Raw genomic sequence first — 17033 nt, forward strand, 5'->3', positions numbered from 1 at the left:
AAGACCGACGCCGTCCAGGACGAGATGCTCGTCGGCGTCGCGAAGATCACCGCCGCCACGGAGTAACACCCGTCCGGCCGGCTACCCGCCGGCCCGGCCCCAGGGCCGCACCCCGCCTCGCGAGGTGCGGCCCGGAACCCGGGTCGTCTCCGTGACGACGCACCGGCCCCGCCCTGCTCGACGGGGTCGGCGATCCCGGTGGACCCCGCCTCGTGCTCACGCACGGGGCGGGGTTTTTCCGTGTCCCGCCGCCGCGCGCTCTGCGCCCCGCGCCCCGCGCCCCGCGCCCCGCGCCCCGCGCCCCGCGTCCCGACCAGCCGTGAACCCGGTTTCGAACGATGCACCCCGTTTCTTCTGGGTTCATCCTTCGAAACCGGGTTTTTCGCGTGCAGTCGGGCTCGCGCTCAGGGGGTGCGGCGGCGGCGACCGGCGGCAGGCTCAGGAGGCGCGGGGGGCGGCCACGGGTCGGGCTCGGCGGTGCTGCGGGCGATGAGCGCGCGGACGTCGGCGTCGTGCTGCAGCGTCCACGCGACGGCCGAGTTCAACGACGACGCCGTGTGGAGCCACGGGCGACGCCCGCCCTCGTCGCGGCAGTGGGCGTAGACGTCGAACGCGAAGCCGCCCGTGACCGGCCGCTGGCGCACGAAGCCGAGCGCCGGCGCCTCGCCCTGCCGGATCAGCCACAGCCCCTGCCCGCCCGGGATCGGGGGGATCGCGCACGGGTGCTCGGCCGGCGGCTTGCGCAGCGCCGCCCGCGCGTTCTCGAACTTCGTCTGCACGCCCATGTCGGTGACCGTAGGCGGGACCACCGACGCCCGGCTGGTCCGGGCGGGGGAGGCACCGGCGTACGACGAAAGTCGTACGCGAGGTCCCGACTCCTGCACCCGGTGTCGCGGCGGCGCAGCCGCGAGCGTAGAGGCATGATCACGACACCGACCCGAGAAGCCCCTCCGTCCCGGCGGCGCCACCCGCGCCTCCTCGTCCGAAAGTCCCTCGCCGCCGCGGCCGTCGTCGCCCTGGGCGTCACCCTCGCCGGGTGCGCGTCCGGGGCGACGGGCGCGACCGCCGAGCCCGCGCCTCCTGCACCGCCGCAGCACCAGCCCGGCGGTCACTCGCTCACGCAGGACGACGTCGACACGTGGCTCGACGGCGCCGTCGGCTCGGCGCTGCAGACCACCGGCATCCCGGGGGCGACCGTCTCGGTCGTCGCCGACGGGAAGCTGCTGACCGCCCGCGGCTACGGCATGGCCGACACCGGCACCGGCGAGACGCCCGCCGAGGCCGTCGACCCCGAGCGCACGCTGTTCCGCGTCGGCTCGGTCTCGAAGGTCGTCTCGGCCACCGCCGTCATGCAGCTCGTCGAGCAGGGCGACCTCGACCTCGACACCGACGTGCAGCAGTACCTCGACTTCGACCTCGACACCCCGAAGGGCGCCGTCACCCTGCGGCACCTGCTCACCCACACGGCCGGCTTCGAGGAGGTCATCGCGGGACTGATCGGCACGCCCGGCAGCGAGAAGACGCTGCGCGAGGCCGTCAGCGAGGCTCCCCCGGCCCAGGTCTTCGTGCCCGGCACGACCCCGGCGTACTCCAACTACGGAGCCACCCTGGCCGGTTACGTCGCCGAGCGCGTCAGCGGGGTCCCGTTCGCCGACCTGCTGCAGAAGGACGTCTTCGACCGGGCCGGCATGACCTCGTCGTCGTTCGCCCAGCCGCTGCCCGCCGACCTGGACGCCCGCCTGGCGCACGGTTACCCCGACGACTCGAAGCCCGCCGTCGCCACCGAGGTCGTCAACGCGGCACCGGCCGGTGCGATGTCGGCCACCGCGACCGACATGGCCCGGTTCATGCTCGCCCAGCTCGGCGACCTGCCCGACGACCAGGCGCTGTTGCAGCCCGACACGCTAGCCGAGATGCACCGCCCCGCCCTCGACGCGGACGACCTCGGCACGCTCGTCGCCGGCCAGCGCATGGACCTCGCGTTCTTCGACGACAGCACGCCCGGCCTGGCCGCCTTCGGCCACGACGGCGACACGCAGGTGTTCCACTCGGCGATGCGGATGTTCCCCGAGCACGACACCGGCATCTTCCTCAGCATGAACGGCAGCGGACGATCGGCCACGGCCTCCCTCGACCTGCGCACCACGGTGCTGCAGGGGTTCGCCGACCGGTACCTGCGTGACGCGGCGGCCGCGGACTCGACCGACGCGTCCGACTCGACCGACTCGACCGACTCGACCGACGGCCCCGTGGCCGCCGACCTGGCCGGCACGTACCTCTCGTCGCGCTCCCCCGTCACCAACCCCGGCGCCCTGCTCGCGCTGAGCGGTCAGACCACGATCGTCCCCCGTTCGGACGGCACGGTCGCCGTCAGCCCGAAACCCCTCGGCGTGACCACCGGCGTCTACGAGAAGGTCGGGACCGACCTGTGGCGCGAGGTCGGCGGAGACGCCCTGCTCGCGACGCGGACCGCCGACACCGACGGGGACTCGACGGTCGAGGCGATCTCGTGGGGCGCCTCCTTCACCATGCTGCGGGCGCAGCCCTGGCAGGCGGCGTCGGCCGTGCTGCCGGGCGTGGTCCTGGCCGTCGTGGTGCTGCTCGCCTCGATGATCGTCTGGCCTGCCACCGCCCTCGCCGGTGTGGGACGCCGCCGTCGGGACCTCCGGGCCGGCCCGTCGACCGGGGCGGTCGCGACCACCCCGCGTCGCCGCGACCGCACCCTGCTGCTGTCCCGTCTGGGACAGGCGTCGACGCTGCTGGCCCTCGTCGGTTGGGCGGTCGTCGCGGTCCAGGCCATGTCGTTCGCCGAGGTGTCGGCCGTGACCCTGCGCGTGCTGCAGGGGCTGCAGCTGCTCGGCGTCGTCGCGATCGTGCCGGCCGCCCTGGTCGCCTGGCAGGCCGTGCGCGAGCGTCGCGGCTGGGCCGTCGTGACCGGACGCGTGCTCGTCCTCGTGTCGCTCGTCGTCCTCGCCGGATTCGCCTTCGGCTTCCGCCTCATCGCCCCGAGCGTGAGCTTCTGATGCCCCGCCCCCAGCGCGACACCCGGGCCGACGGTGCACAGCAGTCGTCGGTCCGGGGCCGGGAGGCCCGTGGCACCTGGCATGCTCGGACCGTGACCACGAGCCCTGACACCCCGCCCGCCGCGGCGCCGGCCGCCGACCGGGCCGGCCCCGGGGTCGACACGGTGCGCCGGGTCCTCGACCGGCTCGGCGTGCACACGGTGCTCGGCCGCGACGTCGTGCTCGCCGGCGTCTGGGCGCTCGTCACGATCGCCTTCCTCGCGACGCTGCTCGCGGCGGGCGAGTTCTACGGCGCGAACCGCAGCATCCCGACGGCCCAGATCGTCGCCGTGATCGTGCTGGCGCTCGTCCAGCACGTGCCCCTGGCGCTCCGACGCGTCCGACCCGTCACGGCCCTGCTCGCGGTCGCCGTCCTGCAGGCCGCCCTGCTCGCGGTGCTGCCGACGGGCCTCGCCCTGTGGACGGCCGCCCCCGTCGTCACGGCGTACACGGTCGCCACCCTGCGGCCCACCCGGGCCGTCGTCGGAGCGGTGCTCGCCGCCGTCGGCATCGAGGCCGTCGGGGCCGCCGTCGGGGCCTCGGCCCTCGTGAAGGACCAGCTCGGTGCCCCCGCGGGGCTCGGCGAGGTCGGCGTCGTCGTCGAGGCGCTCGCCCTCGTGGCCAGTGCCGTGCTGATCAACGGCGTGAGCGCCGCCGTCGGCTCATGGGTGGCCCTGCGCCGCGCCCACGACCGTGACGCCCGGGCCCGCGCGGCCGAGGGCGTCGAGCACCAGGCGACGCTCACCCGGGCCGCGGTCGCCGCCGAGCGCACCCGCATGGCCCGTGAACTGCACGACGTCGCCGCCCACCACCTCACCGGGCTCGTCGTGCAGGCGGGTGCCGCCGAACGCCTCGTCGACGGCGACCCCGAGCGCGCCAAGGAGTCCCTGCGCAGCGTCCGCGCCCAGGGCCGCGAGACCCTCGACGCGCTCCGGTCGATCGTGGGCATCCTCCGCGAGACCGGCGACGGACCGAGCGGCACCGTGCCCGTTCCCGGTCTCGGCGACGTGGGCGACCTCGTCGACCAGGCCCGCGCCTCCGGGGCCGTCGTCGACTCGCACGTCGACGGGACGCTGCCGTCGCTGGCCCCGCTCGCCGACGTGACGGCCTACCGCACGGTGCAGGAGGCGCTCGTCAACGCCCGTCGGCACGCGCCGGGGGCGACGGTCGAGCTGCGTCTCCGCGCGACGGCCGAGTCCCTCGTGATCGTCGTCGAGAACGACCTGCCCCTCTCTCGCGCCACGTCGGGGGGCGGCGGCTTCGGGTTGGTCGGCATGCGCGAGCGGGCCGACCTGGTCGGCGGACGGCTCGACACCGGGGTGACCGCCGAGGGGCAGTGGCGGGTGCGGCTCGAGCTGCCGGTCGAGGCGGACGCCTCGACGGCCGGGCCGTCGGCACCCGCTGCGACGCCCGCGGCGACGCCCGGGCCCGGTGTGGGGCTCGCCGGCGGGGGTGCGGAGTGATCCGGGTCGTGCTGGTCGACGACCAGGCGATCGTGCGCACCGGCTTCCGGGTCGTGCTCGAGACGGCGGGCGGCATCGAGGTCGTCGGCGAGGCGTCCGGCGGGCGCGAGGCGGTCGAGGTCGTGCGACGCACCCGCCCCGACGTCGTCGTCATGGACGTGCGCATGCCCGGCGGCGACGGCATCGAGGCCACGCGGGCGATCGTCGACGCCCGGGTCGGGCCCGGTGGCGCGGGAACGGCCGCTGCCGGCGGCCTCGGCTCGTCAGCGCCCCTCGGCGGCGGTTCGGCCCTCGGCGGCGACCCGCCCCTCGGCGGCGATGCCGTCGACGGGCAGGAGGCGCGGGTCGGGTCGGCGAGCACCCCCGCGGTCCTCGTCGCCACGACCTTCGACCTGGACGAGTACGTGTTCGGTGCCCTCGAGGCGGGCGCGAGCGGGTTCGTGCTCAAGGACGTCGAGCCCGACGAGTTCGTCGGTGCCGTCCGGGCCCTGGCCTCGGGTCGCGCCGCGATCGACGGCGCCACCACGCGGCGGGTGATCGCCGAGTTCACGCGGCGCCGGCGGACGTCGGCGGTCGAGCCGTCGCCCGACGTCCTGACGGAGCGCGAGCGCGAGCTCGTCCGCCTGCTCGGCGAAGGGCTGTCGAACGACGAAATCGGCGAGCGCCTGGTGGTCGAGACGAGCACGGTCAAGTCACACCTCACCCGCATCACGACCAAGCTCGGCACCCGGGACCGCCTGCAGACCGTCGTCTGGGCCTACCGCTCGGGCCTGCTGCCCTGAGCCCGGGGTCCGAGGCCGATCGGCCTCCCGTCATCGGCCCGGGTCGCACCACGAACCGGACGTCGCACCGCCGATCTCGACGGTGCGACGTCGGGTCCGCGGTGCGACGCGCGGGCCCGAGCAGCATCACGACCCGCTGGTAGCCTCGGGGCGTCGCGGGACCACGGGGGTGCCCGGACGGAGGGGACGACATGTCGATCAGGACCACGCTGCCCATCGGGGCCGCCACTCTCGTGTTGCTGTTGACCGGGTGCTCAGGGGGTGCCGGCGACGAGCCGACCACGACGCCGAGCGCCACCACCGCGGCGAGTCCGTCGGCCACGGCGACCGCCGACGCCTCGTCGGCCGCCCTCTCGGACGCCGAACTGGCGTCCGTCTTCACGGGCATCCAGTTCGTGCCCGACGAGTTCGACACGACCGACCAGCTGCTCGACTCGGTCTACCCGGGGCTGACCGCGAGCGACCCGAGCTGCCTCGCCCCGTTCGGCGTCGGCTGGGACGACGCCGCCCCCGACGGCGCGCTCGAGTTCGGCACGAGCAACGACCGCTCGATGACCACCGTCGTCGCGAGCACGGGTGACGACGACGCGGCTTCGGCCCTGGTCGCCGAGGCATCCGACGCCCTGACGCGCTGCGCGGACGGCACCGCCCTCTTCACGATGCAGGGCCAGCCCGTGCAGACCACGGTCGAGACCACCGAGCCGACCCTCACGGGCACCGACGAGTCGCTCGGCTGGCGCGTCACGGGCACCGTCGGCGGCGGCAGCTTCACCCTGGTCGGCCTGACCGCCCGCGTCGGCGGCGACGCCGTCGCGGTCGTCGGCTGGGACCCGTCGTCGAACGCCACGAACGTGCCGCTCGCGACCCAGATGTTCGTCGACGCCCTCTAGTCGGGCCTGCCCGGAGCCGTCACCGCGCCGACGTCGGCCGTGCTGACGAGGCATCGCCGAGTGGACAGGACACCGCGGCGTTCGGCGGTGTCCTGTCCCCTCGGCGGTGTCGCAGGGGCGGGGCGGTCAGGCGACGGGCTCCACGAGCGTGACGTGCTGCGTCGCCACCCGCACGGGCTGGCCGGCGAACGCCGCGGCGCGCGCCTCGGACTGCAGGTAGGCGGCCTCGACCTCGGCGAAGCGCGCGGCGTCCCCCGGGGCGCTGACGGCCCAGACGAACTGGTTCGCGTCACGGTCGGCGTAGGCGAACTCGATCTCGAAGCCCTCGGACAGCCGGGCGGGGATCAACGTCGAGGCGAACCAGGCGACGAAGTCGTCGAGCACCCCCTCGACGAGCTCGTAGCGGCGCAACTGGACGGTCTTCGACGAGTCGGTCATGCCGCCACCCTACTGACGCCCCCACCGCACCACGAGATGGACACCGCACCACGACTAGTCCTGGCGCCGTGCCCATCTCCTGGCGTAGTACCCGCCGGTTGCCCACAGCGGCGCTGCCCTGCCCCGCCCGCCCCGCACCCACGCCCGGTAGCGTGACGGCGTGACCCCGCTGACGCTCGCCCTCGCCGCCGCGGCCATCGTGGTCGGCGCCCTGACGCAACGCATGGCGGGCATCGGCTTCGCGCTCACGGCCGCACCCCTGCTCGTCGTGGTCCTCGGCCCCGAGGCCGGCGTCTCGGTCGGCAACGCCCTCGCCGCCGTGCTCGCGCTGGTCGTGCTGGCGAGCACCTGGCGGACGGTGCGGTGGCGGACGGCGGCCCTCCTCGTCCTGCCCGCGCTCGCGACGATCCCGATCGGTGCGTGGGTCGTGCAGACCGCCCCGACCGGCCCGCTGACCGTCGCGGTGGGCACCCTGGCCCTGGTCGGTGTGCTGGTGATGGCGTTCTCGAGCCGCGCGCGCCTCCTGCCCGGCCGGGTCGGCGCCGTGGCCGCGGGCGCGCTCGGCGGCTTCATGAACGTGACCGCCGGCGTCGGCGGCCCGGCGCTGACGGTGCACGCGACGAGCGACCGGTGGCCCCGCGAGGTCTTCGTCGGCACCGGCCAGGTGTTCCTGCTGGCGGTCAACCTGACCTCGGTGCTGACGAAGGGCATCCCCACCGAGCCGGTCCCCGTGTGGGCGGGAGCGCTCGGCCTGCTGTTCGTCGGCGCGTTCGTCGGGCACCACCTCAGCAAGGTCGTGCCGGCCCGGGTCGGCCGCATCCTCGTCCTGACGCTCGCGGCCGTCGGCAGCGCCCTCGCCCTCGTGCGCGGCATCACCCAGCTCTGACCCGGCCGCACCCGGCCGAGGAGGCGCGGGTCGCCACGCCCTCCCCCTCGCCTAGACTCGGCCCGCCATGCAGTGCGACTACTTCGACGCGGGGCTGTGCCGTTCGTGCACGCTCCTCGACCGCCCCTACCCGGTGCAGGTCGCCGAGAAAGAGGTGCGCGTCCGCGACCTCCTCGGCGAGCGCCACGCCCCCGCCGCCTGGCTGCCGACGCTGACCGGCCCCGAGTCGGGGTTCCGCAACAAGGCGAAGATGGTCGTCGGCGGCACGATCGACGAGCCGACGCTCGGCATCCTCGACGGCCGTGGGCAGGGTGTCGACCTGCGTGGCTGCGGGCTGCACACGGCGGGCATCCAGGAGGCGCTGCCGACGCTGGCGGCGTTCGTGACCCGGGCGCGCCTCCTGCCGTACGACGTGCCGAAGCGCCGCGGCGAGGCGAAGTACGTGCACGTGACCGAGTCGCCCTCCGGCGAGTTGATGGTGCGCTTCGTGCTGCGCAGCGAGCAGGCCCTGCCGCGGCTGCGGGCCGAGCTGCCCTGGCTGCTCGAGGCCCTGCCCCGGGTCGCGGTCGTGTCGGTCAACCTGCTGCCCGAGCACAAGGCCGTGCTCGAGGGCACCGACGAGATCGTGCTGACCGACCGCGAGACGCTCACCATGCAGCTGGGCGAGGTCGACCTCGAGCTGCGTCCGCAGAGCTTCTTCCAGACGAACACCGCGATCGCGGCCGGGCTCTACGCGCAGGCCGCCGAGTGGGTCGACGCGATCGACCCGGCCACGGTGTGGGACCTCTACTGCGGCGTCGGAGGCTTCGCCCTGCACGTCGCGCGCCCGGGCGCCGGCCGCACGAGTCGGCACGCTCACCGCGAGGTCGTCGGCATCGAGACCAGCGAGGAGGCGGTGGCCAGCGCCCGGGGCAGCGCCCGTCGTGCAGGCCTCGAGCACGTACGCTTCGCGGCGGACGACGCGACCCGGTTCGCGACGACCGCGGCCGCATCCGCGTCGGCGGAGCCGGGGTCCGCAGGGGCCGGCACCGCGCCTCCCGAGCTGGTCATCGTCAACCCGCCGAGACGCGGCATCGGCGCCACGCTGGCCGGCTGGCTCGAGGGGTCGGACGTCGAGCACGTCGTCTACTCGAGCTGCAACCCCGTCACCCTGGCGAGCGACCTCGACGCGATGCCGTCGTTCGACGTGGTCGCCACGCGCGTGTTCGACATGTTCCCGCAGACGCCGCACCTCGAGGCGATGGCGCTGCTGCGCCGCCGCTGAGGCGGGCACGGCTGCCCGCCGCGTGACTGCCCGCCGCGTGACCGTCCGTGGCCCGCGGCGGCGCGGCCGCCGCACGCCCGTGCACCCGGTTTCGAACGATGAACCCACGAGCTTCCGGGTTCATCGTTCGAAACCGGGTTCATGGGGCGACGAGGACGACGTGCGGCCAGTCGTCACGAGCCCTGAGGTACGAGCCCCGAGCCCCGGGGCACGACCTCGGACCACGAGCCTCGGCGACCTCAGAGCACGACGGTGCTGCTGCGCCAGCCGAGCGAGTCGGCACCCGTCTGCCACACGACGGTGAGGCCGCGGCCGGCCCCGCCGGACTCGCCGATCTCGGTCGTGAAGCGCTTGCCCGAGCCGGCCGACACGGCCTGGATCGACGGCAGCTGCTGCCCGTCGAGGAAGACCCAGAGCGTGTCGGGGTAGCCGACGACGCTCGGCTCGGTCTGGTCCTGGCTCTGCGGGCTGGCGAACGAGATCGACGCGGGGGCCGTGGTGTCGTACACCGCGCCTCCTGCGGTCTGGTCCTCGGCGCCGGCGGCCGGGTTGTCCCATTCGTAGAGCGAGTCGCCGGTCGGCGGCACGCCGGCGTCGTCGACGCGCAGGCCGTCGGCCGTCTCGCGCACGATCCAGGCGTCGGCGAGGTCGTCGGTCGTGGCGCTCACCAGCGTGAAGGCGCCCTCGGGCCCCTCGGCCACGGTCAGGTCGGCGTCGACCAGGGCCGACGCCTCGTCGGGCGTCACCGTGCCGTCCACCGGCGAGTACTCGGCGAAGGTCCGCTCGGCGCCGTAGAACTGCTGCGCCTCGGGGGTCAGCAGGGCCCAGGCCGCCGCCGTGTCTCCGCCCGAGATCGCCTCGAGGTAGCGCACGACGATCGCCTGCTCGGCCGAGTCCTGTTCGGAACCGGCCGGGGTCGCGGTCGCCGCCGGGGCGCTCGGCGCGCCCGTGGCCGCGGCGGTCGGAGCCGTCACGGCGGGGTCGGACGTGCATCCGGTGGCGGCGACCAGCGCACCGACGGCGAGGGTCGAGGTCATGAGTAGCTCTCGTGTCTTAGCCATGCGTGGCACGGTAGCGACGGCCCGGCCGGGTTCGTCGCGACTCCCAGGGGATGCCCACGGGCATCGGAGGGACCGCGGAGGCGCGGGCCGGTTCAGGCGCGCGCCGGGTCAGGCGCGGGCGACGACCGCCCAGCCGTGCGGCCCCACCGACAGCACGTCGCCGTCGAGGCCCGCGTCCCGACCGGCCAACCACCCACCCGGCGCGGGGTCGGCCACGCGCAGCTCGTCGTCGCCGAGGTTCAGCGCGACGACGAGCGCCTCGCCCGCCCCGACGCCCGTGACCTCGAGCACGAGCGACTCGTTCGCGACCGACACGGTGCGGCTGCGGGCGGTGTGCAGCCACGGGTGCCGACGTCGCACGCCGATCAGTTCCTGGTGCAGGGCGAGGACCTCGGGGAGGGCGTCCGGGACGCCGGCACCCGGAGCCTCGGCAGGCGTCGAGGGGAACGCGGGACGCACCGCGTCGTCGCCGCCGACCCGCGCCTCCTTGACGGCCCGCAGGCCGAACTCGTCCCCGTAGTAGACCGAGGGCGTGCCGCCGAGGGTGAAGAGCAGGACGATCGCGTGGTCGTGGTGGCGCTCGTCGTCGATCTGGCTGGCGATGCGCGTGACGTCGTGGTTGCCGACGAAGGTCAGCGGCACGAAGTCGTCGAGGAACCCGTCGTGACGCTGCAGCGCCCACTCGAGCTCGAACAGGTTGACCTCGGCCAGGGCGTGCCAGACGCCCTGCCACAGCTCGTACTGGGTGACCGAGTCGAGGCCTCCGTCACGGACGGCCGCCGCGTAGTCCCCGTGCAGCACCTCTCCGACGACGTACACGTCGGGATGCCGTTCACGCAGCGGCGGCAGCACGGTCGCCCAGAACTCCGAGGGCACCGAGTAGGCGGCGTCGAGGCGCCAGGCGTCGGCCCCGCGGTCGGCCCAGTACGTCAGGACGTCCTTGACGGTGCGGGCGACCTCGGGCGACGAGTGGTCGAGGGCGATGAGCCCGCCGTGCCCCTCGAAGGTGCCCAGGCTGCCGTCGGCCTCGCGCCGGAACAGGGAGGCCGCGCTCGAGTCGGGGTCGCGACGGGCCTCGACCAGCGCGGGGAACTCGGGGCCGACGTGGTTGAAGACGCCGTCGAGCATGACCTTGACGCCCTTCGCGTGGGCGGCCTCGATCAGGGTGACGAGGTCGGCCTCGGTGCCGAGGCGCGGGTCGATCGTGAACCAGTCGACGGTGTCGTAGCCGTGGGTCGACGACGCGAAGACCGGCCCGAGGGCGAGCCCGTTGGCGCCGAGCGCCAGTAGGTGGTCGAGCCACGGCACGAGATCGAGGAGGCGCGGTGCCGGCGAGCGGTCCGCTCCCGTCGTGTCCGCCCCGACGAATCCCAGGGGGTACACGTGCCACCACACGACGTGCTCGGTCCAGTCGGGGCCCGGCAGGGCGGTGGCCGTCGTCGAGGGCTCGTGTTCGCTCATTCGCGCCACCCTAGTGACGGGCGGTCGTGAGGTGTCCCCCGGAGGCCGAGGGCGTCGGCCCGCCGGGCGGCGGCGTCGACCCGCCGGGCTCCGGCGTCAGCTCGAGGGGCCGAGCAGGACGGCGAGCAGCGCGGCGGCACCGCCGACGATGAAGAGCATCGTGCCGGCCTGCATGGTGCGGGTCTTGTTGCGGTCCGCCGTGGGGACGTCGACCTCGAGGATCGGGCAGCCCGACCAACCGATGAGCCCGACGCTCAGGGCGACGAGCGCGGCACCGACCCAGAACAACGTCGCCAGCCCGGCCGAGAGGAGGGCGGGACGCCAGCCGGTCGCGAGCAGCAGCCCCAGGGCCACCGCCACGCTGCCGACCGCGGCGACGAACCAGATCGTGCCGGTCCACATGATGCGTTGGACGTTCTTCTCGGGGGTCATCAGGTCGTGCAGCTCGTGGGTCACCAGAACATCTTTCACCCTCTGCAGCGATCCGGCACACCCGGGCGCCGCGGAACACGCAGGAACGGGCGGGTCCGTGCGATGCGGGCGTCCGACGACGCCCGCATCGGACGAACCCGCCCGTCCTGCTCGCCGCGATGCCGACCGCGGGCGCGGCGACTACTTCGAGGCGCCCTCGAGCAGCGGCACCAGCTGGTCGAGCGCGTACTGGCGCGAGAGCGCCGAGCCGAGCGAGTACGCGGCGGCGACGTCTCCGTCGATGACGACCGCGTGGCCGTCCTGCACGGCCGACAGGGCCTTCCACTGCGGGTCGTCGGTGATCTCGGTCGTGTCGATGTAGATCGGGAACGCCACGATGACGTCGGCGTCGATCTGGTCGAGCTGCTCGCTCGAGATCGACACCGAGAAGCCGCCGGCGTTCGGCTTCAGCGCCGAGATCGCGGGGTTCTGCTCGAAGCCGAGCGCCTCGAGCTGCTCGACCCGCTCGCTGTCCTCGACGTAGGCGCCCCAGCCCTCGCTGGTCTTCGTGGCGGCGGTGATCGTCTTGCCCTTCCACTCGGGGTGGGCGTCGGCGACGGCCTCGACGGCCTTCTCGTTCTCGTCGACGAGTCGTTCGCCCTCGGCCTCTTCACCGAGTGCCTTCGAGACGAGCTCCATCTGGTCCTCGAAGTCGGTCAGGTAGCTGTCGCCTCCCTCGGGCACGCCCACGGTCGGGGCGATGCTCGACAGACGGTCGTAGCGCTCCTGGTCGCCCGAGCTCTTCGTGTCGAGGATGACGTCGGGCTCGAGGGCCGCGATGGCCTCGTAGGAGGGCTCGAGGGTGCCGATGATCTCGGGGGCCTGGTCGTAGAGACCCTGTGCCCACGGGCCGACGCCGTCGGCGTCGTCACCGAAGGCCAGCCAGTCCGACGCCCCGACGGGCTGAACGCCCAGCGCGAGGGCCGCCTCGGCGTCGCCCCAGCCGAGTGCGACGACGCGCGTCGGCTTCTTCTCGACGGTGACCTCGCCGAACTTCGTGTCGATCGAGACGGGGAACGCGCCCGACCCGCCCGAGGCACCGCCGGTGGCGTCGTCGGAGTCAGTGTCGGCCGAGCAGCCGGCCAGGGCGAGGGTGGCGACCGCGACGGCGGCGGCGATCGAGAGTTTCTTGCGCATGTGTTCCTCAGGGCTGTGACGTCGGTGCTGTGACGTGGTGTCGGGCGGAAGGTGGGGTGCGGGGGTCGGGTCCGGGCGGCGACGTGCGCCGCCCGGCCGGACTCCAAGTGAGGGTAGCCTAAGCTAATCATCATGGCGATGCCCCGAGCGCTCACGGTCGGCCGTGCCCCGCGACCGACGCGAGGCTCCCGGCGAACCCGCACGCGCCTCCTCGCCCTCGTGGCCGCCCTGGCCCTGTTGGCCCTCGCCGTCGTGCTGGGACTCGCCGTCGGCGCGCGGCCGGTCGCCTTCGACGACGTGCTGCGCATCCTCACCGGGGCCGCGAGCCGCGACACCGCCGACGCCACCGCCGTGCTCGACCTCCGCCTGCCGCGCACGGTCGCCGCGATCGTGGCCGGCGCCGGGCTCGGGGTCGCCGGGGCCGTCGTGCAGGCCGTGACGCGCAACCCGCTGGCTGACCCGGGCATCCTCGGCGTCACCTCGGGCAGCGCCTTCGCCGTCGCCCTCGCGGTGGGCTTCGCCGGGGTGACCTCGGCGAGCGGCTGGGTCTGGTTCTCGTTCGTCGGCGCCGGTGTCGCGACGGTCGCCGTCGCCCTGATCGGCGGCGCCGGACGCGGAGGCGGTGGTCCCGCCCGCCTGACCCTCGCCGGCCTCGCGCTCGGGTCGGTGCTCGCGGGCATCACCTCGTCGATCGTGCTGGCCGACCCCCGTCGCTTCGACGCCGTCCGCGCGTGGGAGGTCGGCTCGCTCGCCGACCGCGGCTGGGAACCCGTGCTCACCGTGCTGCCCTTCGTCGCGGCCGGGGTCGTCGTCGCCCTGATCGCCTCGCGCCCGCTCGACGCCGTCGCGCTCGGCGACGAGCACGCCGCGTCGGTCGGCGTCTCGGTGCCGGCCGTGCGCGTCGTCTCGTTGGTCGTCGTCACCCTGCTGGCCGGAGGCGCGACCGCGGTGGTCGGGCCCATCGCGTTCGTGGGGCTCATGGTCGCGCACGCCGCCCGCGGCGTCGTCGGGCCCAGCCAGCCGTGGATCACCGCCCTCTCGGCCGTGCTCGGGCCGGTGCTGCTGCTGCTCGCGGACGTCCTCGGCCGCGTGGTCGCTCCCCCGGGTGAGCTGGCCGCGGGGCTCGTCACTGCGGCCGTCGGCGCCCCCGTGCTCATCGCGATCGCCCGACGCCGACGGGTGGGCGGCGCATGAGGCGGGCGGACGGGCCGGGCACGCGCCCGACCCGGGGCACGGGCACGCCGTCGGGTCCGCGGCCGACGCCGGCCTCCCCGGGTGTCGGCCCGCGCCTCCTGCGCTCGCGGCGCTCGACCGGCGGGCGGCGACGCACGGCGACGCTGACGCTGGTCGTGGTGGCCGTCGTCGTCGCGATCGTCGCCCTCGGCATCGGCGACTACCCGCTCAGCCCACCCGAGGTCGTGCGGGCCCTGTTCGGCGGCGACGGGTTCGCCTCGACCATCGTGCTGAACTGGCGGCTGCCGCGCGTCCTCGCTGCCCTCGTCTTCGGCGCCGCCCTCGGCGTCTCGGGCACGATCTTCCAGTCGCTGACCCGCAACCCGCTGGGCTCGCCCGACGTGATCGGCTTCTCGACCGGCGCCTACACCGGGGCGATCGTCGTCATCGTGTCGGGTGCGGCCTCGACGATCGGCACGGCGGCCGGAGCCCTGATCGGCGGGCTCGTGACCGCGTTGGTGGTCTACCTGCTCGCCTACCGCCGCGGTGTGCACGGGCTGCGGCTGATCATCGTGGGCATCGGCGTCACCGCCCTGCTGCACTCGGTCAACAGCTGGTTGCTGCTGCGCGCCCAGACCGAGGTCGCGCTGACCGCGTCGTTCTGGGGGGCCGGCTCGCTCGCGCTCGTCGGCTGGAAGCAGCTCGTCCCGGCGCTCGTGCTGCTCGTCGTGCTGACCCCGCTCGTCATGGGGTTGTCACGGCCGCTGCGCCAGCTCGAACTCGGCGACGACGCCGCCCGGTCGCACGGCCTCGGCGCCGAACGGTCCCGCCTGGCGCTCGTCGTGGTCGGCGTCGCGCTGACCGCCGTGGTCACCGCCAGCACCGGGCCGATCGCGTTCGTGGCCCTGGCCGCGCCGCAGCTGGCCCGCCGCCTGGTGCGGTCGGCCGGGGTGCCGCTCGTCGCGGGCGGGCTCGTCGGCGGGGTGCTGCTGCTCGTCGCCGACCTGGTCGCCCAGCACGTGGCCGCCAACCCGGTGCCGGTCGGCCTCGTCACCCTCGTGATCGGCGGGGTCTACCTGATCACGCTGCTCGTCTCGGAATCCCGGAGGTCCGCGTGAACGCCGACGCCACCCGCCCGCCCGCACCCGACGCGACCGGTGCGCCCGACACGACCGGTGCGCCCGACGCCGCCCGCGCCTCCGACGGGGCCCGCGCCTCCCGCCTCGTCGCCCGCGGAGCACACCTCGCCTACGACCGCCGGACGGTGAGCGAGGCCGTCGACGCCGACGTGCGCGACGGCTCGTTCACGGTCATCGTCGGGCCGAACGCCTGCGGGAAGTCGACCTTGCTGAGGGCCTTCGCGCGCCTCCTGAAGCCCCGGTCGGGGTCGGTCCTGCTCGACGGACGCGAGCTCGCGGGCGTGCCGGCGAAAGAGGTGGCGCGCATCGTCGGGTTGCTGCCCCAGACCTCGACCGCGCCCGACGGCATCACGGTCGCCGAACTCGTCTCGCGTGGCCGCTACCCGCACCAAGGGCTCTTCCGGCAGTGGACCGCGAACGACCGCGAGGCCGTGGACGCCGCCCTGGTCGAGACCGACCTGACCGAGCTGGTCGACGTGCCCGTCGACGAGCTGTCGGGCGGTCAACGCCAGCGCGTGTGGGTCGCGATGGCGCTCGCGCAGCAGACCCCGGTGCTGCTGCTCGACGAGCCGACGACCTACCTCGACATCGCGCACCAGTACGACCTGCTCGACCTCTTCGCCCGGCTGCACGGGCAGGGCACGACCGTGGTCGCGGTGCTGCACGACCTCAACCAGGCCGCGCGGTACGCGACCGACCTGATCGTGATGGCCGACGGCGACGTCGTGGCGACGGGCACCCCGGCCGAGGTGCTGACCGAGCAGCTGGTGACCGACGTGTTCGACCTGCCCTGCGTCGTCGTGCCGGACCCCGTGACCGGGTCGCCGATGGTCGTGCCGCGCCGCCGCTGAGGCCGGGTGAGCACCCGGGGTGCCGGCGAGCAGGATGGACCCATGAAGATCGAACTCGACGGCACCACCGCACTCGTCACCGGATCGACCCAGGGCATCGGCTTCGCGATCGCCCGGGGGCTGGCAGCAGCCGGGGCCCGCGTCATCGTGAACGGACGCTCGACCGAGACCACGGACGCGGCCCGGGCGCGCCTCCTCGAATCGTTGGCGAGCGACGCCGACTTCGCGGCCCTCGACGACGAGACCCAGGAGGCGCGGGTCGTCACGCTCGCGGCCGACCTGGCCACCGAGGCGGGCGCCCAGGCGGCGGTCGCGGCCTTCCCCGAGGTCGACGTGCTGGTGAACAACCTCGGCGTCTTCGGCTCGGCCGACGCCCTGAGCATCGACGACGACGAGTGGCGGCGCTACTTCGAGACGAACGTGCTGTCGGCCGTGCGGCTGACGCGGGCATACCTGCCCGGCATGATGCAGCGCGGCTGGGGTCGCGTGCAGTACATCGCGAGCGACTCGGCGATCGTGACGCCGGTCGAGATGATCCACTACGGGGTGTCGAAGACGGCGCTGCTGGGGGTGTCGCGGGGGTTCGCGAAGGCGGCGGCGGGTTCGGGCGTGACGGTCAACAGCGTCGTCGCCGGGCCGACGCACACGGGCGGCGTCGAGGAGTTCGTGCGCGAGCTGGTCGGCGACGACCTGCCCTGGGAGGAGGCCCAGCACGAGTTCATGCTGAAGCACCGGCCTCAGTCGCTCATCCAGCGACTGATCGAGCCGGAGGAGATCGCCAACATGGTGGTCTACCTCAGCTCGCGCCTCGCCTCGGCGACGACGGGCGGGGCACTGCGGGTCGACGGCGGCTACGTCGACGCGATCGTCCCGTAGGGCCGGCAGCGATGTCGCACCACCGATGTGCTGTCGAATCACGCACATCGGCGGTTCGACACCACATCGGTGGTGCGAC

Annotated in this window: 16 protein-coding genes; 10 read left to right on the top strand and 6 right to left on the bottom strand. The window is 74.4% G+C overall.

Going from position 1 to position 17033, the window contains the following annotated elements:
* Window positions 1-404 precede the first annotated feature (404 nt).
* A complete protein-coding gene (locus IFT88_RS00005) occupies window positions 405-785 on the bottom strand; it encodes a hypothetical protein (protein ID WP_192118168.1) in 381 nt (126 codons plus the stop codon).
* Window positions 786-920: 135 nt separating this feature from the next.
* Here IFT88_RS00005 and IFT88_RS00010 point away from each other — a divergent pair, with 135 nt between their 5' ends.
* The 4 genes from IFT88_RS00010 to IFT88_RS00025 all read left to right on the top strand — a co-directional run bounded on the left by IFT88_RS00010 (window position 921) and on the right by IFT88_RS00025 (window position 6197).
* Window positions 921-3023 carry a serine hydrolase domain-containing protein gene (locus tag IFT88_RS00010; RefSeq protein WP_192118170.1) on the top strand — a complete coding sequence of 701 codons (2103 nt, stop codon included), beginning with the start codon at window positions 921-923 and terminating at the stop codon, window positions 3021-3023.
* Window positions 3024-3115: 92 nt separating this feature from the next.
* Window positions 3116-4525 carry a sensor histidine kinase gene (locus IFT88_RS17505; protein WP_342212011.1) on the top strand — a complete coding sequence of 470 codons (1410 nt, stop codon included), beginning with the start codon at window positions 3116-3118 and terminating at the stop codon, window positions 4523-4525.
* Window positions 4522-5307 carry a response regulator gene (locus IFT88_RS00020; RefSeq protein ID WP_192118173.1) on the top strand — a complete coding sequence of 262 codons (786 nt, stop codon included), beginning with the start codon at window positions 4522-4524 and terminating at the stop codon, window positions 5305-5307. Before IFT88_RS17505 ends, IFT88_RS00020 begins: the two co-directional genes overlap by 4 nt.
* Before the next feature lie 191 nt (window positions 5308-5498).
* On the top strand, window positions 5499-6197 hold the full coding sequence (locus IFT88_RS00025) for a hypothetical protein (RefSeq protein WP_056227733.1): 699 nt from the start codon (window positions 5499-5501) through the stop codon (window positions 6195-6197).
* Window positions 6198-6323: 126 nt separating this feature from the next.
* Here IFT88_RS00025 and IFT88_RS00030 read toward each other — a convergent pair whose 3' ends face one another.
* Entirely contained in the window at window positions 6324-6635 is a 312-nt protein-coding gene (locus IFT88_RS00030) for a hypothetical protein (protein WP_056227736.1), read from the bottom strand.
* 160 nt (window positions 6636-6795) lie between these two features.
* Here IFT88_RS00030 and IFT88_RS00035 point away from each other — a divergent pair, with 160 nt between their 5' ends.
* A complete protein-coding gene (locus IFT88_RS00035; RefSeq protein ID WP_192118175.1) occupies window positions 6796-7521 on the top strand; it encodes a TSUP family transporter in 726 nt (241 codons plus the stop codon).
* Window positions 7522-7588: 67 nt separating this feature from the next.
* Window positions 7589-8785, top strand: a complete 1197-nt coding sequence (gene rlmC, locus IFT88_RS00040) for a 23S rRNA (uracil(747)-C(5))-methyltransferase RlmC (RefSeq protein ID WP_192118177.1) — start codon at window positions 7589-7591, stop codon at window positions 8783-8785.
* Between the two features lie 239 nt (window positions 8786-9024).
* Here the strand turns inward: rlmC and IFT88_RS00045 are convergent, their stop codons facing one another.
* The 4 genes from IFT88_RS00045 to IFT88_RS00060 form a co-directional block, all read right to left on the bottom strand.
* Complete coding sequence (locus IFT88_RS00045; protein WP_192118179.1) at window positions 9025-9846, bottom strand: hypothetical protein; 822 nt, start codon at window positions 9844-9846, stop codon at window positions 9025-9027.
* A gap of 108 nt (window positions 9847-9954) precedes the next feature.
* The gene (locus IFT88_RS00050; protein WP_192118181.1) at window positions 9955-11307 is read right to left on the bottom strand and encodes an alpha-amylase family glycosyl hydrolase; all 1353 of its coding nucleotides are present in this window, start codon (window positions 11305-11307) and stop codon (window positions 9955-9957) included.
* Between the two features lie 96 nt (window positions 11308-11403).
* On the bottom strand, window positions 11404-11763 hold the full coding sequence (locus IFT88_RS00055) for a hypothetical protein (protein ID WP_192118183.1): 360 nt from the start codon (window positions 11761-11763) through the stop codon (window positions 11404-11406).
* 156 nt (window positions 11764-11919) lie between these two features.
* A complete protein-coding gene (locus tag IFT88_RS00060; RefSeq protein WP_192118185.1) occupies window positions 11920-12915 on the bottom strand; it encodes an iron-siderophore ABC transporter substrate-binding protein in 996 nt (331 codons plus the stop codon).
* Between the two features lie 132 nt (window positions 12916-13047).
* On the opposite strand from IFT88_RS00060, the gene IFT88_RS00065 reads away from it, so the two are divergent.
* Genes IFT88_RS00065 through IFT88_RS00080 form a run of 4 tightly spaced genes read left to right on the top strand, consistent with a single transcriptional unit; the run spans window position 13048 to window position 16954 of the window.
* Window positions 13048-14109 (top strand): FecCD family ABC transporter permease, encoded by a 1062-nt coding sequence (locus tag IFT88_RS00065; protein WP_137847801.1) that lies wholly within the window; start codon window positions 13048-13050, stop codon window positions 14107-14109.
* On the top strand, window positions 14106-15206 hold the full coding sequence (locus IFT88_RS00070) for a FecCD family ABC transporter permease (RefSeq protein ID WP_192118187.1): 1101 nt from the start codon (window positions 14106-14108) through the stop codon (window positions 15204-15206). Before IFT88_RS00065 ends, IFT88_RS00070 begins: the two co-directional genes overlap by 4 nt.
* Complete coding sequence (locus IFT88_RS00075) at window positions 15203-16078, top strand: ABC transporter ATP-binding protein (RefSeq protein ID WP_043593905.1); 876 nt, start codon at window positions 15203-15205, stop codon at window positions 16076-16078. Before IFT88_RS00070 ends, IFT88_RS00075 begins: the two co-directional genes overlap by 4 nt.
* Before the next feature lie 42 nt (window positions 16079-16120).
* Window positions 16121-16954, top strand: coding sequence for an SDR family NAD(P)-dependent oxidoreductase (locus IFT88_RS00080; RefSeq protein WP_192118189.1), 834 nt, complete (start codon window positions 16121-16123; stop codon window positions 16952-16954).
* The last annotated feature ends 79 nt before the right edge of the window (window positions 16955-17033 follow it).

It is taken from the genome of Frigoribacterium sp. CFBP 8751, from assembly GCF_014841545.1.
In the GTDB taxonomy this organism is placed as follows: Bacteria; Actinomycetota; Actinomycetes; order Actinomycetales; family Microbacteriaceae; genus Frigoribacterium.

Coding starts and splice junctions, on each gene's coding strand:
- IFT88_RS00060 (WP_192118185.1), bottom strand. CDS start 12,915: ATGCGCAAGAAACTCTCGATCGCCGCCGCCGTCGCGGTCGCCACCCTC.
- IFT88_RS00070 (WP_192118187.1), top strand. CDS start 14,106: ATGAGGCGGGCGGACGGGCCGGGCACGCGCCCGACCCGGGGCACGGGC.
- IFT88_RS00005 (WP_192118168.1), bottom strand. CDS start 785: ATGGGCGTGCAGACGAAGTTCGAGAACGCGCGGGCGGCGCTGCGCAAG.
- IFT88_RS00065 (WP_137847801.1), top strand. CDS start 13,048: ATGGCGATGCCCCGAGCGCTCACGGTCGGCCGTGCCCCGCGACCGACG.
- IFT88_RS00010 (WP_192118170.1), top strand. CDS start 921: ATGATCACGACACCGACCCGAGAAGCCCCTCCGTCCCGGCGGCGCCAC.
- IFT88_RS00025 (WP_056227733.1), top strand. CDS start 5,499: ATGTCGATCAGGACCACGCTGCCCATCGGGGCCGCCACTCTCGTGTTG.
- IFT88_RS00045 (WP_192118179.1), bottom strand. CDS start 9,846: ATGGCTAAGACACGAGAGCTACTCATGACCTCGACCCTCGCCGTCGGT.
- IFT88_RS00080 (WP_192118189.1), top strand. CDS start 16,121: ATGAAGATCGAACTCGACGGCACCACCGCACTCGTCACCGGATCGACC.
- IFT88_RS00030 (WP_056227736.1), bottom strand. CDS start 6,635: ATGACCGACTCGTCGAAGACCGTCCAGTTGCGCCGCTACGAGCTCGTC.
- rlmC (WP_192118177.1), top strand. CDS start 7,589: ATGCAGTGCGACTACTTCGACGCGGGGCTGTGCCGTTCGTGCACGCTC.
- IFT88_RS00050 (WP_192118181.1), bottom strand. CDS start 11,307: ATGAGCGAACACGAGCCCTCGACGACGGCCACCGCCCTGCCGGGCCCC.